We start from the raw sequence: 15,994 nt of genomic DNA, 5'->3' as shown, positions 1-15,994 counted from the left end.
TTGTTTTATTATTTTCAAGAACAAAAAACACCGTCCCCGCGGCAATCGCAATGTCCGCAAAAACAGTGTCCTTAGTGCGCCTTCAGGGGCTCGAACCCTGGACACCCTGATTAAGAGTCAGGTGCTCTACCAACTGAGCTAAAAGCGCATATTTTATAAAATTTTGCATTGGCTATTTTCTCAACGCAAAAACTATTATATGAAACCCTAGACTAAAAGTCAAGAAAAAATTTATAATTTTTTTAATTATTTTTTATTCTCCTTTTCCTTTTCTTTTTTCGGTGGCATGGAATCCAGTATTTTACATAGTTCTTCCGCATTTTTACGAATTTTTCGCATGCAGCATTCAAGTTTCTGATGCTCATAACAGAACTGTGCGAGCAATGCCTGTCGGTGGCATTTTCCTTTCTTGCAGCCCATGCAGTTACCACTCCTGTAACTTCCATCCGGACAGTACATTCATTTCCTGTCCGGATCATTCTTTCTATATTAATATGCAATTATTCTTCACATCGTGCAATCAGCTTGCAGATGGGATTTCCCATAGAAGAAAACTTTTCTTCATATTCTGTCATGACATTTCCCACCATCATATCCTCCTGGTGGTGCAGATCAAAAGTATGTGCCAGAAGAGTCCATCCTTCCGCTTCTGTCACTTCCTCGAGGGAAAATTCAAACAGATCTTTATTGTCCGTTTTAAATTCTACCGTTTCACCAGTTGTCAGGATCTGACTGTAACGAGCCAGAAATTCTCTGGAAGTCAGTCTTCTTTTTGCATGACGTGCCTTTGGCCACGGATCAGAAAAATTCAGATAAATACGTTGTACCTCTCCTTTTTCAAAAATATCCGGAAGAATCCTTGCATCAATACACATAAACTTCAGATTATCCAGTTTTTCTCCGTCTGCTTCCATTCTTTCTCTCTTCTGCAGTGCACGAAGCAGAACACTGTCATACATCTCAACACCTACATAATTGATCTCCGGGTGAAGGCTCGCCATGTCCATCAAAAAACGGCCTTTTCCCATTCCAACCTCTATATGAAGCGGTTGTTCTTTTGTAAAACACTGCTTCCATTTACCTTTCCACTCTTCAGGATTCTGTACAACATAACTACTTCCTGTAATGGCAGCTTTTGCGCCAGGTATATTTCTTAATCTCATAAAATAATTCTCCTGTTTTCTATCTGTATTGCATTTTCAGCAACTCTGCCTTCTATCATACATGATTCATCCGTCAACATCAAGCCAGAACGCCTGTATTCTGTCTTTGCCCGTACCGTAAATAATATCGTCTTTTTCTTTTAATAAAATCATAAGATCTTGAAAATCAGTATGTCCAGTTTTTCTCTTATCTCAGAGAAATTTATAAAGGAAACCATAGTATCTTTTATACTTTTTCCAAAACATTCAGGGGTGAAATGCTCAGCTTATATGCCTATTACCTGATGAGTCCTCTGAACATCATTCTGCTTTTTTTCAGAACCGAATGGCTCCCACAGGCAATTGAACTTCTGATTCTTATCAAAATCAGTCAAGGAGAATTCCGATTTTCAGACATTTGTCAATGATACCTCTGAGGTACTTTCCTGGATCAGAACAAATGATACAGACTGGGAAATTTACGTGAATGGCCAACCGTCCACTTCTGTAAAACTTGCAGATGCACTGCTTGGAGTAAAACTTCCCGCAGATACAGAGATCTGTAAAATTGAACTGCGATATGTTCCACATACTTTTTATATTGGTCTGGCCGTCTCTGGTTCGGCACTGTTATTTTTCCTTTTCTGGTATATGATTTTCCGAAAAAAACAGATTCAAAATTAAAATGACTGTTTTTGTTAAATTATTTGTTTTTTTCAAAAGATTTTGACCTTTCATTGTGCAATTTCGTATAGCAATTATTTAACGGAAGGTGTATTATATGATAAAGTTCCAAAAAAATTATAGAAAAGGAGGGTGAATATGGAACAGATACTTAATAAGTTATCTGAGATTGAAATCACAGCGCAGCGCATCATGGAAGATGCAGGCAGATCCAAAGCCGCCCTTTCGGCAGAAATGGAACAGCAGTGCAGGAACTTTGACGCAGAACTGGAACAGGAAACCAACCGTAAAATACAGGAGCTGAAGGATAATCTGGAAGCTCAGAAGGATCAGGAACTAACGTCTCTCCGTCACAGGACCGAACAGCAGCTTGAAGATCTGGATACGTATTACAGGCAGAATCACCAGCAGCTGGCGGAAGACTTATTCCAACAGCTTCTCAGATACTGAAAGGGGTGATCCGATATGGGAAGACTCCTTTCCTACAGCGGAATATCAACAAAGATCCGTGCCATGCAGAGTAAACTGATATCCGAATCAGAAATTCAGGAAATGCTTCAGTTCACCAGCGTCTCACATGCAGCGGCCTGGTTGAAACGTACTCCGGAATATGCCAAAGCATGGGCGGATCTTGATGAAACTTCTCTTCACCGCGGTCAGATAGAAAAACTGCTCAAGGCTTCGATCTTTAAAGATTTTTCCAAAATATATCAGTTCGCAAATCCGGAACAGCGCAAATTTTTGGATCTTTATTCCAGGCGCTATGAGATTCGTGTACTGAAGGAGATCATGACCAATCTGTTCGATCACAAAAGCACAGATGCCGTGGATGTTTCACCTTACTGTGATTTTTTCCGCAGACATTCCAAGCTCGATCTGGACAGACTGACAGCATGCACGACTATGGATGAGTTTATCAATGCTCTGAAAGGAAATGAGTTTTACGTACCTTTGTCCAGAATCCAGAATCATGACACTGCTCTTCTCTTTGACTATGGAATGGCTCTGGATCTTTATTATTTTTCTATGATCTGGAACGTACGTAAGAAGCTTTTCTCCGGCAAGGATCTTGAACAGATCACCACTGCCTACGGTGAAAAATTTGATATGCTGAACCTGCAGTTTATATCTCGATCAAAACGTTATTTCAGTATGGCACCTGCAGATATTTATGCGCTGCTGATTCCAATGAATTACAAGCTGAAAAAAGAAGAAATCACTGCACTCGTAGAGGCTTCCACTCGCGAAGAAGCCCAGCAGATCTTTCGCAAGACGTACTACGGCAAAAAGTATGATCATCTTTCTGCCCACAATCTCGAAGAATTCTATAATTATATGCTCCGTACCACTCTGGAAAAGGCATCCCGCAAGGATCCCTATTCCGTGGCAATGCTTTATTCCTACATGTACCACAAAGAGCACGAAGTAAATCGTCTGACCATCGCTATTGAATGTATCCGTTATGGCGTGGCCCCAGACGAGGCAATGCAGTATATTCGTAACAATTAACTATCCCGGGAGGTATGGTAATGATTGAAAAAATGAAATTTTTAAGCATCACCGGGCCCAAGGCAGACATTGACAGAATGACCGAAACTTATCTTTCCAAATATGAGATACATTTGGAAAATGCTCTCTCCGAGCTTACGGAAGTTGCCAATCTGTCACCGTTTCTGGAGATCAACCCTTACAAAGAGGCTCTTTCGACAATCGACAGCTTCTATGAACAGCTGGAAGATTCTTCTCAGATAAGCCCGGAACTGATGGATATCGAAAAGGCCATCAAAACTGTCCGGGCGGTTCAGGACGGATTCCGACGCCTGGAAGAAGAAAAGTCCAGACTTCAGTCCGAGCATGCAGAAATACTGGACCCGCTGAAGATCATCCGTCCGTTCAAAAATCTCAACTTTGATGTCTCAGAGATTTTGAATTTCAAGTATATTCACTATCGTTTCGGACGTATTGAAAAACAGTATCTTCAGAAATTCGAAAAATATATCTACGATAACCTGGACACTCTGTTTATCAAGTGCGGAGAAGATGAAATGTATGTCTACGGTGTTTATTTTGTACCGGAGCATCAGGCACACAAAGTTCATGCCGTATACTCTTCCATGCACTTTGAACGTATTTTTATTCCAAATGAATACCATGGAACCGCCGCAGAGGCTTTTGAAAAGCTTGACACCCGCCATCGTGAGATTCACAAAGCTCTGGATGCCAACAAAGAGGCATCCCACAAATTCCTTCAGGACAACAGCACAAAGATTGTTTCAGCCAAAGCTGCACTGGATGCATGCTCTTCCAGCTTTGATATCCGCAAACTGGCCGCATGCACTCCTGGTGACACGAATACTTTCTATATTTTATGTGGCTGGATGACCGAAAAGGACGCTCTTGCTTTCCAAAAAGATATCCAGAATGATGAAAAGATCTTCTGTCTTATGGAAGACCAGAAAGCACCTGCCACACAGAAACCACCTACAAAGCTGCGAAACCCTAAGCTTTTCAAACCTTTTGAAATGTATGTCAAGATGTATGGTCTGCCGGCATACAACGAAATGGACCCAACCTGGTTTGTGGCTATCACATATTCCTTCATCTTCGGCGCAATGTTCGGAGACGTAGGACAGGGACTTGTACTTTTCCTCGGTGGACTTTTCCTTTATAAGACCAAGAAGATGGATCTTGCAGGAATCATCAGCTGTGCCGGTGTATTTTCCGTCTTTTTCGGATTTATGTACGGCAGTTTCTTCGGTTTTGAAGATGTACTCAAGGCCATATGGCTGAAGCCTATGAACCAGATGATGGATGTCCCGCTGGTCGGAAGACTGAATGCAGTATTTGTGATCGCAATTGGATTTGGTATGTTTATCATCCTCATCTGTATGGTATTCAACATCATAAATTCCATCCGAAGAGGCGATACCGAAAAAACCTGGTTTGACAGCAACGCTGTAGCCGGTCTCGTATTTTACGGATCCATCGTACTGACCATCGGACTGTTTATCTCCGGCAAAAAACTTCCGGCAGCAGCTATTCTGGTCATTATGTTTGGCGTACCGCTGCTTCTGATGTTCCTTAAGGAGCCACTCACCAACCTGGTTGAAAAGAAATCCAAGATTTTACCAGAACAGAAAGGCATGTTCTTTGTTCAGAGCTTCTTCGAACTGTTTGAGGTTCTGCTCAGCTACCTTTCCAACACACTTTCTTTCCTGCGTATCGGCGCATTTGCAGTCAGCCACGCAGCTATGATGGAAGTTGTACTGATGCTTGCCGGCGCTACCAATGGCGGCAACCCGAACTGGATCGTAGTCGTTCTTGGAAACATCTTCGTGTGTGCCATGGAAGGTCTGATCGTAGGTATCCAGGTTCTTCGTCTGGAATACTACGAGATCTTCAGCCGTTTCTATGCAGGTAACGGACGCGAATTCAAACCATTTATGAAGGCAGCGCATAAAAATTAAATACCGCAGGGACATTTGTCCCATTCAATAAAATCACATATATCAGGAGGATATCATCATGAACATGATCATTCAGATTACAACAGCTATTGCACTGATTCTCAGTATTATCGTACCTTTTGGATGCTTTTTCCTTGGAGAGAAAAATAAAAAACGTTATAAAAAATCTCTCATCGCCAACTGCTTTATGTTCTTCGGTGTACTTCTTGTAGCCACTGTAATCAGCTTTGCAGGAACTGCAAGCGTACAGGCTGCCGGCTCTTCAGCTGATGGTCTTGCTACTGGTCTCGGATATCTTGGTGCAGCTCTTGTTACAGGTATTTCCGGTCTTGGTTCCGGTATCGCCGTTGCAAGCTCCGCAAGTGCAGCTCTCGGTGCTCTGAGCGAAGACGGATCTCTCTTTGGTAAATCCATCATCTTCGTAGCTATGGCCGAAGGTATCGCACTTTACGGACTGATCATTTCCTTTATGATCCTTGGTAAGCTTTAAGGAGCGTCTCTATGAAAATGTATTTGATCAGTGATAACATTGATACCTACACAGGCATGCGTCTGGCAGGTGTGGAAGGTGTTGTCGTCCATGAACGCGCTGAGCTTAAAGAAGCTCTGGAACATACAATTGCAGATAAAGAAGTAGGGATCATTCTTCTCACCGAAAAATTCGGAAGAGAATTTCCTGAGATCATCGACGATGTCCGTCTGCATCACAAAACACCTCTGATCATTGAAATTCCTGACAGACACGGCACCGGCCGTAAACCGGATTTTATCACTTCATATGTCAATGAAGCGATCGGACTGAAATTGTAGGCAGGAGGTAACAATATCATGACAATAGACGAAAAACTGCAGCATTTTTACGAGGTTTCTCTCGATGAAGCCCGCGAAGATGCCGCACAGGCTATCCAGGAACACAAAGAACATCTTGCCCGTACACTGGAAGATCACAAACAGACAAGCCGCCAGAATGCTGAAGCTGAGATAAAAGCAGAGACCGGCCATGTCCGTCGTGAAGTCAACAAGGCTCTTTCTGCCGAACAAATCACTCTCAGAAGAGACTTGTCCAGAAAACAGGAAGAACTGAAAGAAACTCTTTTTGCAGAAGTTAAGACCAAGGTTCAGCAGTTTATCACTACTGCAGAATACGATGAATATCTCTGCCGCAGGATTAATGAAGCTGTAAAATTTGCCGGAGACGATGAGATCCAGATCTATCTCTCTTCTTCCGACAAATCCAAAGCAAATGATCTTGCGCAGAAAACAGGTACCCCGCTCCAGGTCTCAAAAGAAGATTTTATCGGCGGTATCCGCGCAGAGATTCCACATAAAAACATACTTATCGATAATTCTTTTTCTGCAAATCTTGCTTCAATGTGCAGAGAATTCAAATTTGACGGAGGGCTGAAGAATGAGTAAAACTGGTATCATCTATGGCATCAATGGCCCTGTCGTTTACTTAAAAGGCGATTCCGGATTCAAAATCTCCGAGATGGTCTATGTAGGTAAGGAAAACCTGGTTGGCGAGGTCATCGGCCTTAAAAAGGGTATGACAACCGTTCAGGTATTTGAGGAGACCACAGGACTTCGCCCGGGCGAAACCGTTACCGGTACCGGCGATGCCATCTCTGTACTTTTAGGACCTGGTATCATCCACAATATTTTTGACGGTATCCAGCGTCCTCTGGAGGAGATTGCCAAATCCTCCGGAAAATATATTTCCCGTGGTGTCAGCGTAGATTCACTGGACACCAAGAAAAAATGGCACTCACATATCACAGTTAAAGAAGGAGACGTAGTAGGTCCTGGCACGATCATCGCCGAGACACAGGAAACTGCTTCTATCCTCCATAAATCCATGGTTCCTCCGAGTATCACAGAGGGAACTGTTATCAAGGCAGCTCCGGACGGTGATTACACCATTCTGGAACCAATTGTCACAATACAGCTGAATGACGGAACCACTAAAGAGCTTGCACTGGCTCAGAAATGGCCGATCCGTATTCCTCGTCCGACGCATTTGCGCTACCCTGCAAGCGTTCCGCTTGTCACAGGACAGCGTATCCTTGACACTCTGTTCCCGATTGCCAAAGGCGGTACGGCTGCCGTTCCGGGTGGTTTTGGAACCGGAAAGACCATGACACAGCACCAGATTGCCAAATGGTCCGATGCAGATATCATCATCTATATCGGCTGCGGCGAGCGTGGAAATGAGATGACACAGGTTCTGGAGGACTTCAGCAAGCTGATCGACCCGAAATCCGGAAACCTGATGATGGACCGTACTACTCTGATCGCCAACACATCCAACATGCCGGTTGCTGCCCGTGAAGCATCTATCTACACAGGTGTTACTCTGGCTGAATATTATCGTGACATGGGTTACGATGTAGCGATCATGGCAGACTCCACCTCCCGTTGGGCTGAGGCTCTTCGAGAGCTTTCCGGACGACTTGAGGAAATGCCGGCAGAGGAAGGTTTCCCTGCTTACCTGGCTTCCAAGCTTTCCGCTTTTTATGAGCGTGCCGGAATGATGCAGAATCTCAATGGTACAGAAGGTTCTGTCTCCATCATCGGTGCAGTTTCCCCACAGGGCGGTGACTTCTCTGAACCAGTCACTCAGAATACCAAACGATTTGTACGATGCTTCTGGGGACTTGATAAGGCTCTTGCTTATGCAAGACACTTCCCGGCGATCCACTGGCTCACAAGCTACAGTGAATACCTCGAAGACCTGACCCCATGGTACCGCGATCATGTATCTCCAAAATTCGTGGCTGACCGAAATCAGCTGATGGCGATCCTGAATCAGGAAAGCTCTCTGATGGAGATCGTTAAACTGATCGGCAGTGATGTACTCCCGGATGATCAGAAGCTGACTCTTGAGATTGCCAGAGTCATCCGACTTGGCTTCCTTCAGCAGAATGCCTTCCATCAGGAAGATACCTGCGTTCCAATGGAAAAACAGTTTGAGATGATGGAGATCATCCTTTATCTGTACGAAAAATCCAAAGCACTCATCAACCGAGGCATGCCGGTTTCTGTACTGAAAGAGGACAACATCTTTGAACGCATCATTTCTATTAAATATGATGTTCCAAACAATCAGCTAGACAAATTTGAACAGTACCGAAAAGACATCGACGCATTTTATGACAAAGTATTAGAGAAGAACGGCTGACAGGAGGAACGTTTTTATGGCAATTGAATATTTAGGTTTAAGTGAAATAAACGGCCCTCTGGTAGTTCTGGAAGGTGTAAAGAATGCCTCTTTTGAGGAGATCGTCGAATTCCATATGGATGACGGAACACAGAAGATCGGCCGTATCATTGAGATTTATGAGGATAAAGCAGTTATCCAGGTATTTGAAGGAACTGACAATATGTCCCTTGGCAACACACATACCCGACTCACCGGACATCCGATGGAGATCGGTCTTTCACCGGAAATCCTCGGCCGTACCTTCAACGGTATCGGTCAGCCGATCGACGGACTCGGTGCGATAACTCCGGAGGTTAACCTTAATATCAACGGTCTTCCGCTGAATCCGGTCACGCGAGAATATCCACGAAACTATATCAATACCGGTATTTCTGCAATTGATGGTCTGACTACTCTGATCCGTGGTCAGAAACTTCCAATCTTTTCCGGAAATGGTCTTCCACATGACAAGCTGGCTGCACAGATCGTACAGCAGGCTTCTCTGGGCGGTGATTCCGATGAAAACTTTGCAATCGTTTTTGCAGCTATGGGTGTTAAATACGATGTTGCAGAATTTTTCCGCCGTACTTTCGAAGAAAGCGGTGCTTCTGATCACGTTGTCATGTTCCTGAACCTGGCAAACGACCCGGTCGTTGAACGACTGCTGACACCAAAGATCGCACTTACCGCTGCAGAGTATCTGGCATTTGAAAAAGGCATGCATATCCTGGTCATTCTGACAGATATCACATCTTTCTGTGAAGCCATGCGTGAGGTTTCCTCCTCTAAAGGTGAGATTCCTTCCCGTAAAGGCTACCCGGGATATCTGTACAGTGAACTGGCTACTCTTTATGAGCGTGCCGGTATCGTACAGGGCGGCACCGGTTCTGTCACACAGATTCCGATTCTGACCATGCCAAATGATGACATCACACACCCGATTCCTGACCTTACCGGATATATCACTGAAGGTCAGATTGTTCTGGACCGCCAGCTGCATGGCCAGGCAATCTATCCGCCGATCAACGTACTTCCATCTCTGTCCCGTCTGATGAAGGATGGTATTGGAGAAGGCTTCACCAGAGAAGATCATCAGGACGTTGCAAACCAGCTCTTCTCCTGCTATGCAAAAGTAGGCGATGCAAGAGCTCTGGCTTCCGTTATCGGTGAAGATGAACTTTCCCCGATTGACAAACGTTACCTTGTCTTCGGTAAAGCATTTGAAGCAGAATTTGTCGGACAGGGTGAAACAGAAAACAGAAGTATCACAGAAACCCTTGATAAAGGCTGGGAGCTTCTGGGGCTTCTTCCGAAAGAAGAACTCGACCGAATCGATACAAAAATCCTGAACAAGTACTATAAAGAGACTGTACGCTAAGGGGAGGTGACTGTTTATGGATCCGAATACCTTCCCCACCAAGGGTAATCTGATACTTGCCAAAAATTCTCTGGCTCTTTCCCGTCAGGGATTTGAGCTGATGGACAAGAAACGAAACATCCTGATCCGTGAAATGATGGAACTGATTGACCAAGCCAAGGATATACAGGCTCAGATTGATGAAACCTTCCGTACCGCCTATGCAGCGCTCCAGAATGCCAATATGGAGCTTGGAATCGCATTTGTACAGCAGGTTTCTTATACTGTCCCTGTGGAAGATTCTGTGAGGATCAAGACACGCAGCGTTATGGGAACTGAAATTCCTCTGGTTGAATATGACAAACAGCTGACAAACACGCCTACCTATGCTTACTACAGCACCAGAGTTTCTCTTGATCAGGCAAAAGCTGCCTTCGAAAAGGTAAAAGAGCTCTCTATCCAGCTCGCCGGTATCGAAAATGCCGCGATCCGTCTGGCTGCAAACATCAAAAAAACACAGAAAAGAGCGAATGCTCTCAAGAATATTACGATTCCTCGTTATGAAGCACTTACCAAGGACATCCAGAATGCACTTGAGGAAAAAGAGCGTGAGGAATTTACTCGCCTGAAAGTTATTAAACGAATGAAGCAGAAGGGGTGATCCCCTCCTGCTTTTTTTGTCCCGGGCAGCAAATCATACCTATATACGGCCCGCATTATTGTCAGATAATTATTCTTTGAAAGTTTAAAATTTTTCTTTTGAATGCAAAATTCTTTAATATTTTCACTATGAAAAAGTCAATAGATTTTTTTATTTTTTTGTCGAATTTCTTAATTTCATCATTATTAACCAAAACATTTGTTTTTTATTTATTTATGTAAATCTCTTATTCCACATTAATTTTTTGTGGATAATGTGGATAACTTTGTGTATAACTCAAATATCTCGATTTTTCAACCTTTCCAAGATGTGGATAACTTTTACACCATTTTTCGCGTTATCCACATTTTCCCCCTTTATTCGACAGCCTTTGTGCAATTTGCTAAATACCCCTCTTTCTTCGACAATTTTTGCCAAAAGAAAAGAGTCACAGTTCTACAAATTGCGTAGAACTATAACTCTTTCTGTTTTATTTTATACTCCACAATAATTTTCCATTATGCGGAACTCTTTTCAGAATTCCTTTTGCTTTTAAATACTGACATTGTGCATGTGTTGTTGCATGTATCTGATAAGCCATCTCATATACCTGGTAATACTTGCCGTGCAGTTCTTTTACTATCTCATGTAATGCCATAGGCTTTTCAGCTTTCTTTAATGTATCAATAATGTGTTCCTGATGTGTGAGCATAAAAGCAAACGATTCCTTTATCAACTCATTCGCTTCCTCACGAGTCAATATTCCCGTATGTGCAGTACATACACAAGTACAATTTAATTCTTTTATTTTATTTAATGCATCAATATAATGTTCCACATTAACAAACAGAGGAAATGTTCCTATTCCACTCTCGTTCATGGTTCCTCGAACCTGAATGCAATCTCCCGTTATTATACAATCCTTTTCTTTAATGTAAAGAAGAATTTCTCCTGGAGAGTGAGCCCCCGTATGGTATATTGTAATTGTCATTCCATTTCCTATATCAATAACGGTTTCTTTTCCTTTAATAACCGTTGTTATAGGAGAATCGTGCCCACTAAAGTCAATAACCGCTTTTTCATATGCATCATCTGGGTACCATTGATCCGTATATGATAAATACATTTCATTAAAATGTTTCTGATGGTCTTCCATCCATTCATAGTCCATTTCATGAGCCATAAACTCAATTTCCGGATTGGAAGTATACATCTTAAAATTACCACCAAAATGATCATGATGACCATGTGTTATAATTATCTGATTTATATCATCGGGTGTCATTCCATGCTTTTCAAGCCAAGGCAGTATATGTTCTTCTGGTGTAGAATAAACTCCAGTATCAACTAACACTGTCTTTTTTCCCCGTAATAAATATAATAATAAGGGAAATCCTCCGAACGGAGCATCAATAACCTCTATTCCTTCTGGAAGACAAATCTTCTGTTCACTCACTTTCAGCTACCTCCTTATTATTTTTGAAACGATACTTTTTTACTTTTCGTAAAATCCGAGATTTTATCTGCTGATACAGCTAATAAAATTACTACACCTTTAAATACATACTGGTATTCAATACCAATTCCCATAAGATCAAATGCATTTGAAAGTACACCAAGTAACAAAATACCAGCCACAGTGCGTCCGACACTTCCTTCTCCGCCATTAATGCTTGTTCCACCAATTACAGTAGCCGCAATTGCATCCATTTCGTATCCAGAAGCGTATGTTGCCGATACAGAACCAAGTTTTGTTGTCATCATAATTCCAACTAATGCACAACAAAAGCCTGAGATTGCAAATGCAATAATTCCATATAAGTCAGTTTTTATTCCAGACAGTCTTGCTGCTCTTTCATTTCCACCTAAAGCATAAATATATCTGCCTGGCTTTGTTTTGCTCATAAATATCTGTCCAACTATAACACAAATAACAAACAACAAAAGGTTAAACGGTATATCCAATATTTTCATTTTTCCAATTGCTTTAAACAAATCATTCGTAGACATTATAGAATCTGAATGTGTATAAATAAGTGCAATTCCTTTCATTGCAATGTTCGTAGCCAGTGTTGTAATCAGTGCATTAATACCTATTTTTTTGACAATTAAACCATTACATGTACCAAAAAGCAGGCCTACAACCAATGCCCCTAACAGTCCTAGCAATACTGAACCAGTAGAATTCGAAACGATCAGCGCCACAGCACCACACATTGCAGTATTCGAACCTACTGACAAGTCAAATCCCCCAGAAATAATTACTATTGTCATACCAACTGACAAAATACCATTCATCGAGATCTGGCTTCCTATATTAAGAATATTATTTTTTGATAAAAATGCTGAATTTAATGTTCCAACAACTATAATTACCAGAATAAGAATAATGTAAATTCCCAGGCTTCTTAATTTTTCTGCATTTAAATATTTTTTCAATGTTTTTCACCCTTTCCAAGTATTACTACGAAATCGCCGATAAAATTTCCTGATCATTAAATGGCTTCTGGGTTTTCTCCCCTACAATCTGACCATTATTTATCATTATGATTCGATCTGATAGCTCTATTAATTCATCCAGTTCTGACGATACAACAATAACACCCGCTCCGTTTTTAGCCGCATTACGTATAATACTATAAATTTCTTGTTTGGCATGGATGTCTACACCATGTGTGGGTTCATCAAACATTAATATTTTTGCATCATCACGGACCCATTTTCCCAAGAGGACCTTCTGCTGATTTCCTCCGGATAACTCATTGCCCGTCTGTTCACAGTTATTTGCTTTTATAAGAAATTTATCTATGTATTTGTTTCCTTCATCCTTTTCCCATTTTGAAGAAATAAAACATTTTGTCTTTTCATAAAGATATGGAAGTGAAATATTCTGTTTAATAGACCATTTCAAAAAAAGTCCCTCAGCTTTTCTATCTTCTGGCAAATAAATTACTTTTTCTTTAATTGCATCTCTGACAGAATGAACTACTACTTTCTTTCCAAGGACTTCATATTCAGCATATCCAAGCGCCCCTCCAATTGCTCTCAAAAGAGAACTTCTTCCAGATCCAAGGGTTCCTGCAATCCCAACTATTTCTCCCTGATATACAGCAAAGTCTATATTATCCAATTTATTTTTCAAACTTCCTTTAAAATGCAATGCAACTGTATCTCTATGGATTCTGGCTTCTGCATTATCCTGCTCTTTTTCCCTTTCTTTCTCTTTCTGATCTGCTTTCTCTCCAATCAGATGCATAATAATATTTTTTTCTGTAAATTCATCTTTTTCGAGGTTCGCTACGACTTTGCCATTTCTAAGCACAGTTGCACAATCACAGATAAATTTCACCTCATCCATTCGATGGGAAACAAATATAATTCCAACACCTTGTTCTTTTATCTTTTTGATATCACTCATAAGATGAAAAGCTTCTTCTTTAGTAAGAGATGCTGTTGGTTCGTCAAGAATCAGAACCTTGGCCTTTGTAGACAGTGCTTTTACAATCTCTACAAGTCTCTTTTGTGCTGTACTAAGTTCAGACACCTTGGCTTTTACAGGTATTTGAAATCCAAATTTCTCTATTTCATCTTTAACTAGCTTTTGCATGGTGGAGAAATCCACTCCACCATGTAAAAGACATTCTCTTCCCAGGAGTACATTTTCATATACCGTCATCTGCTCAACCAGCTGACTTTCCTGATACACTGTTGCAATCCCCTGTTCAATAGCATCTTTTGGATTCTTTATAGTAATGGGGCTGTCCTCAATATAAATTTCGCCTTCATCTGCAGTGATATCTCCTGATAAAATTTTCATCAATGTTGATTTTCCCGCACCATTCAAACCAAGCATTCCCAAAACCTGCCCCTTTTCCAACTTAATGGATGCCTTATCAAGGGCGATTGTGCCAGGATATATCTTACTGACCTCTTTCATTAACAATAACGGCACTATGATCTCTCCTCACTTATTCTTTACCACTCTGCAGTAAATTTATCTACATTTTCCTGAGTACAAACATCTCCTGTTTCTGCAAACAATGGTAAATCCTGTACATTATAAAAAGTTTCTTTTTCAGCTTCTCCACGAACTACTTTTGCAGTTGCTTCCAGTGCTGTGTAGGCTTCTGTTTCTGGAACATACATAATCGTTCCATAAATTTCACCTTTCTTAATCAGATCAAGTGCATCTTTTGATCCACCAATACCTACAATTTTAACTTTATCTGTCATATCCGCATCTTCCAGTGCTTTCGCTGCTCCAACTGCCATATTATCCGAATGGCATATAACCAGTTCTACTTCTGGATTTGACTGAATAATATTTTGCATAGCAGTATATGCCTTATCTACAACCCATTCACCGCAAACTCTTGACACCACCTCGATATCTGGATATTCTTTATTTTCCTCATCAATACCTTTTTTTCTTCCTTCTGTATCTGACATTCCAGGTGTTCCTTCAATAATTGCAATTTTTCCCGATCTGTCAAGTGCCTCTGCTGCAATATCCATTGCTGTTCTTCCCACTTCCGTCTCAATATGTCCTACCAAACCGACAGTTTCTGGATAAACAGGGTCTTCCGCATCGCCAGTTCCAATTTGCGTTGTCAAAGCACATACCTCAATCCCTGCATCTAGTGCTTCGTCTACATATGTACATACTGCACTTGGATCTACCGGAGAAATGACAATGCCATCAGCTCCAGAAGAAATCGCATTTTGGATCGCATTTGCCTGCTGATTCGCGTCCCATCCACCATCTACTAAATTAACTTTAATATTTAAATCTTTTTCTGCTTTTTCGAAGCAATTCTTGTAAGCAGCAATATATGGCTGACCAGATCCCTGGTTAATAAGAGTAATATTCAGAGTATCATCATCTGTTTTTGACGCTGCATTTACTGCAATCGCACACTGTCCCATAATCCCCATTACTAACGCCATGCTTAAAACAACGCTCATTCTTTTTTTCATTTTTTCTTCTTATACGTGCTTCGTATATTTTCCTTTCTCTTTATTTTCACTTTTTCATTTACCTATTAAGAGTTCTTTTTCTGGCACAGTAATAAATGATCTGCTACCATTACCGTTTCCCCTTTTTGATTAATAATTTCAAGAGTTTCTGTCACAAATCCCATGTTTGCTCTCTTTTTATGATCCTTTTTCTCTTTGATTGTAACTTTGGTATGAATAGTATCTCCAATAAATACTGGCTTTATAAATCTGAGATGATCATATCCATATGAAAAAGCCACCGGATTAATCACTGTTGCGGTTAATCCTACACCAACTGAAAATGTAAGAGTTCCATGTGCAATTCTCTGTCCAAATTCAGTTGTTTTACACCATTCTGCATCCATATGATGTGGAAAAAAGTCACCTACTTGACCAGCGTGAATGACGACATCGGCTTCTGTGATTGTTTTTCCTATCGTCACCCTTTCCGCACCAACTTCATAATCTTCATAATAAATTTCCTGTTCCATTTTACTGCCACTCCCT

17 protein-coding genes, 1 tRNA gene and 1 pseudogene are annotated in these 15,994 nt (G+C 41.3%); 11 read left to right on the top strand and 8 right to left on the bottom strand.

What is annotated here, in order from left to right:
• Positions 1–75 precede the first annotated feature (75 nt).
• The 3 genes from NQ503_RS01785 to trmB form a co-directional block, all read right to left on the bottom strand.
• Positions 76–148: transfer RNA gene (locus NQ503_RS01785), tRNA-Lys, on the bottom strand.
• A 98-nt stretch (positions 149–246) separates the two neighbouring features.
• Positions 247–420: a hypothetical protein gene (locus tag NQ503_RS01780; RefSeq protein WP_022388205.1), complete on the bottom strand. Its 174-nt coding sequence runs from the start codon at positions 418–420 to the stop codon at positions 247–249.
• An 80-nt stretch (positions 421–500) separates the two neighbouring features.
• On the bottom strand, positions 501–1,163 hold the full coding sequence (gene trmB, locus NQ503_RS01775; protein WP_005425733.1) for a tRNA (guanosine(46)-N7)-methyltransferase TrmB: 663 nt from the start codon (positions 1,161–1,163) through the stop codon (positions 501–503).
• A 167-nt stretch (positions 1,164–1,330) separates the two neighbouring features.
• Here trmB and NQ503_RS17870 point away from each other — a divergent pair.
• The 11 genes and pseudogenes from NQ503_RS17870 to NQ503_RS01730 form a co-directional block, all read left to right on the top strand.
• A pseudogene (locus NQ503_RS17870) lies at positions 1,331–1,570 on the top strand (YfhO family protein); the annotation flags it as partial.
• A gap of 22 nt (positions 1,571–1,592) precedes the next feature.
• Positions 1,593–1,826 (top strand): YfhO family protein, encoded by a 234-nt coding sequence (locus tag NQ503_RS17865; RefSeq protein ID WP_144369842.1) that lies wholly within the window; start codon positions 1,593–1,595, stop codon positions 1,824–1,826.
• A 138-nt stretch (positions 1,827–1,964) separates the two neighbouring features.
• A complete protein-coding gene (locus tag NQ503_RS01770) occupies positions 1,965–2,276 on the top strand; it encodes a hypothetical protein (protein ID WP_005425725.1) in 312 nt (103 codons plus the stop codon).
• A gap of 15 nt (positions 2,277–2,291) precedes the next feature.
• Positions 2,292–3,335 (top strand): V0D/AC39 family V-type ATPase subunit, encoded by a 1,044-nt coding sequence (locus tag NQ503_RS01765; protein WP_044925798.1) that lies wholly within the window; start codon positions 2,292–2,294, stop codon positions 3,333–3,335.
• Positions 3,336–3,355: 20 nt separating this feature from the next.
• Entirely contained in the window at positions 3,356–5,293 is a 1,938-nt protein-coding gene (locus tag NQ503_RS01760) for a V-type ATP synthase subunit I (RefSeq protein ID WP_044925796.1), read from the top strand.
• 58 nt (positions 5,294–5,351) lie between these two features.
• Positions 5,352–5,783: an ATP synthase subunit C gene (locus NQ503_RS01755; RefSeq protein WP_005425719.1), complete on the top strand. Its 432-nt coding sequence runs from the start codon at positions 5,352–5,354 to the stop codon at positions 5,781–5,783.
• An 11-nt stretch (positions 5,784–5,794) separates the two neighbouring features.
• Positions 5,795–6,103 (top strand): V-type ATP synthase subunit F, encoded by a 309-nt coding sequence (locus NQ503_RS01750; RefSeq protein WP_005425717.1) that lies wholly within the window; start codon positions 5,795–5,797, stop codon positions 6,101–6,103.
• Between the two features lie 18 nt (positions 6,104–6,121).
• Positions 6,122–6,709: a V-type ATP synthase subunit E gene (locus tag NQ503_RS01745; protein WP_005425715.1), complete on the top strand. Its 588-nt coding sequence runs from the start codon at positions 6,122–6,124 to the stop codon at positions 6,707–6,709.
• Complete coding sequence (locus NQ503_RS01740; protein ID WP_005425713.1) at positions 6,702–8,471, top strand: V-type ATP synthase subunit A; 1,770 nt, start codon at positions 6,702–6,704, stop codon at positions 8,469–8,471. Before NQ503_RS01745 ends, NQ503_RS01740 begins: the two co-directional genes overlap by 8 nt.
• Positions 8,472–8,487: 16 nt before the next feature.
• Positions 8,488–9,870, top strand: coding sequence for a V-type ATP synthase subunit B (locus tag NQ503_RS01735; RefSeq protein WP_005425711.1), 1,383 nt, complete (start codon positions 8,488–8,490; stop codon positions 9,868–9,870).
• A gap of 16 nt (positions 9,871–9,886) precedes the next feature.
• Entirely contained in the window at positions 9,887–10,510 is a 624-nt protein-coding gene (locus NQ503_RS01730) for a V-type ATP synthase subunit D (protein ID WP_005425709.1), read from the top strand.
• A 469-nt stretch (positions 10,511–10,979) separates the two neighbouring features.
• Here NQ503_RS01730 and NQ503_RS01725 read toward each other — a convergent pair whose 3' ends face one another.
• The 5 genes from NQ503_RS01725 to NQ503_RS01705 all read right to left on the bottom strand — a co-directional run bounded on the left by NQ503_RS01725 (position 10,980) and on the right by NQ503_RS01705 (position 15,978).
• Positions 10,980–11,945: an MBL fold metallo-hydrolase gene (locus NQ503_RS01725; protein WP_055066433.1), complete on the bottom strand. Its 966-nt coding sequence runs from the start codon at positions 11,943–11,945 to the stop codon at positions 10,980–10,982.
• Positions 11,946–11,962: 17 nt separating this feature from the next.
• On the bottom strand, positions 11,963–12,928 hold the full coding sequence (locus tag NQ503_RS01720) for an ABC transporter permease (protein WP_044925793.1): 966 nt from the start codon (positions 12,926–12,928) through the stop codon (positions 11,963–11,965).
• Positions 12,929–12,953: 25 nt separating this feature from the next.
• The gene (locus NQ503_RS01715) at positions 12,954–14,426 is read right to left on the bottom strand and encodes a sugar ABC transporter ATP-binding protein (RefSeq protein ID WP_005425698.1); all 1,473 of its coding nucleotides are present in this window, start codon (positions 14,424–14,426) and stop codon (positions 12,954–12,956) included.
• A 38-nt stretch (positions 14,427–14,464) separates the two neighbouring features.
• The gene (locus NQ503_RS01710) at positions 14,465–15,466 is read right to left on the bottom strand and encodes a sugar ABC transporter substrate-binding protein (protein ID WP_005425697.1); all 1,002 of its coding nucleotides are present in this window, start codon (positions 15,464–15,466) and stop codon (positions 14,465–14,467) included.
• 65 nt (positions 15,467–15,531) lie between these two features.
• On the bottom strand, positions 15,532–15,978 hold the full coding sequence (locus tag NQ503_RS01705; RefSeq protein ID WP_005425695.1) for a MaoC family dehydratase: 447 nt from the start codon (positions 15,976–15,978) through the stop codon (positions 15,532–15,534).
• Between the last annotated feature and the right edge of the window lie 16 nt (positions 15,979–15,994).

It is taken from the genome of Blautia obeum ATCC 29174 (assembly GCF_025147765.1).
Classification (GTDB): Bacteria; Bacillota; Clostridia; order Lachnospirales; family Lachnospiraceae; genus Blautia_A; species Blautia_A obeum.
The sequence above is the reverse complement of the archived record's forward strand: the minus strand, read 5'-3'. Positions and strand labels throughout refer to the sequence as shown.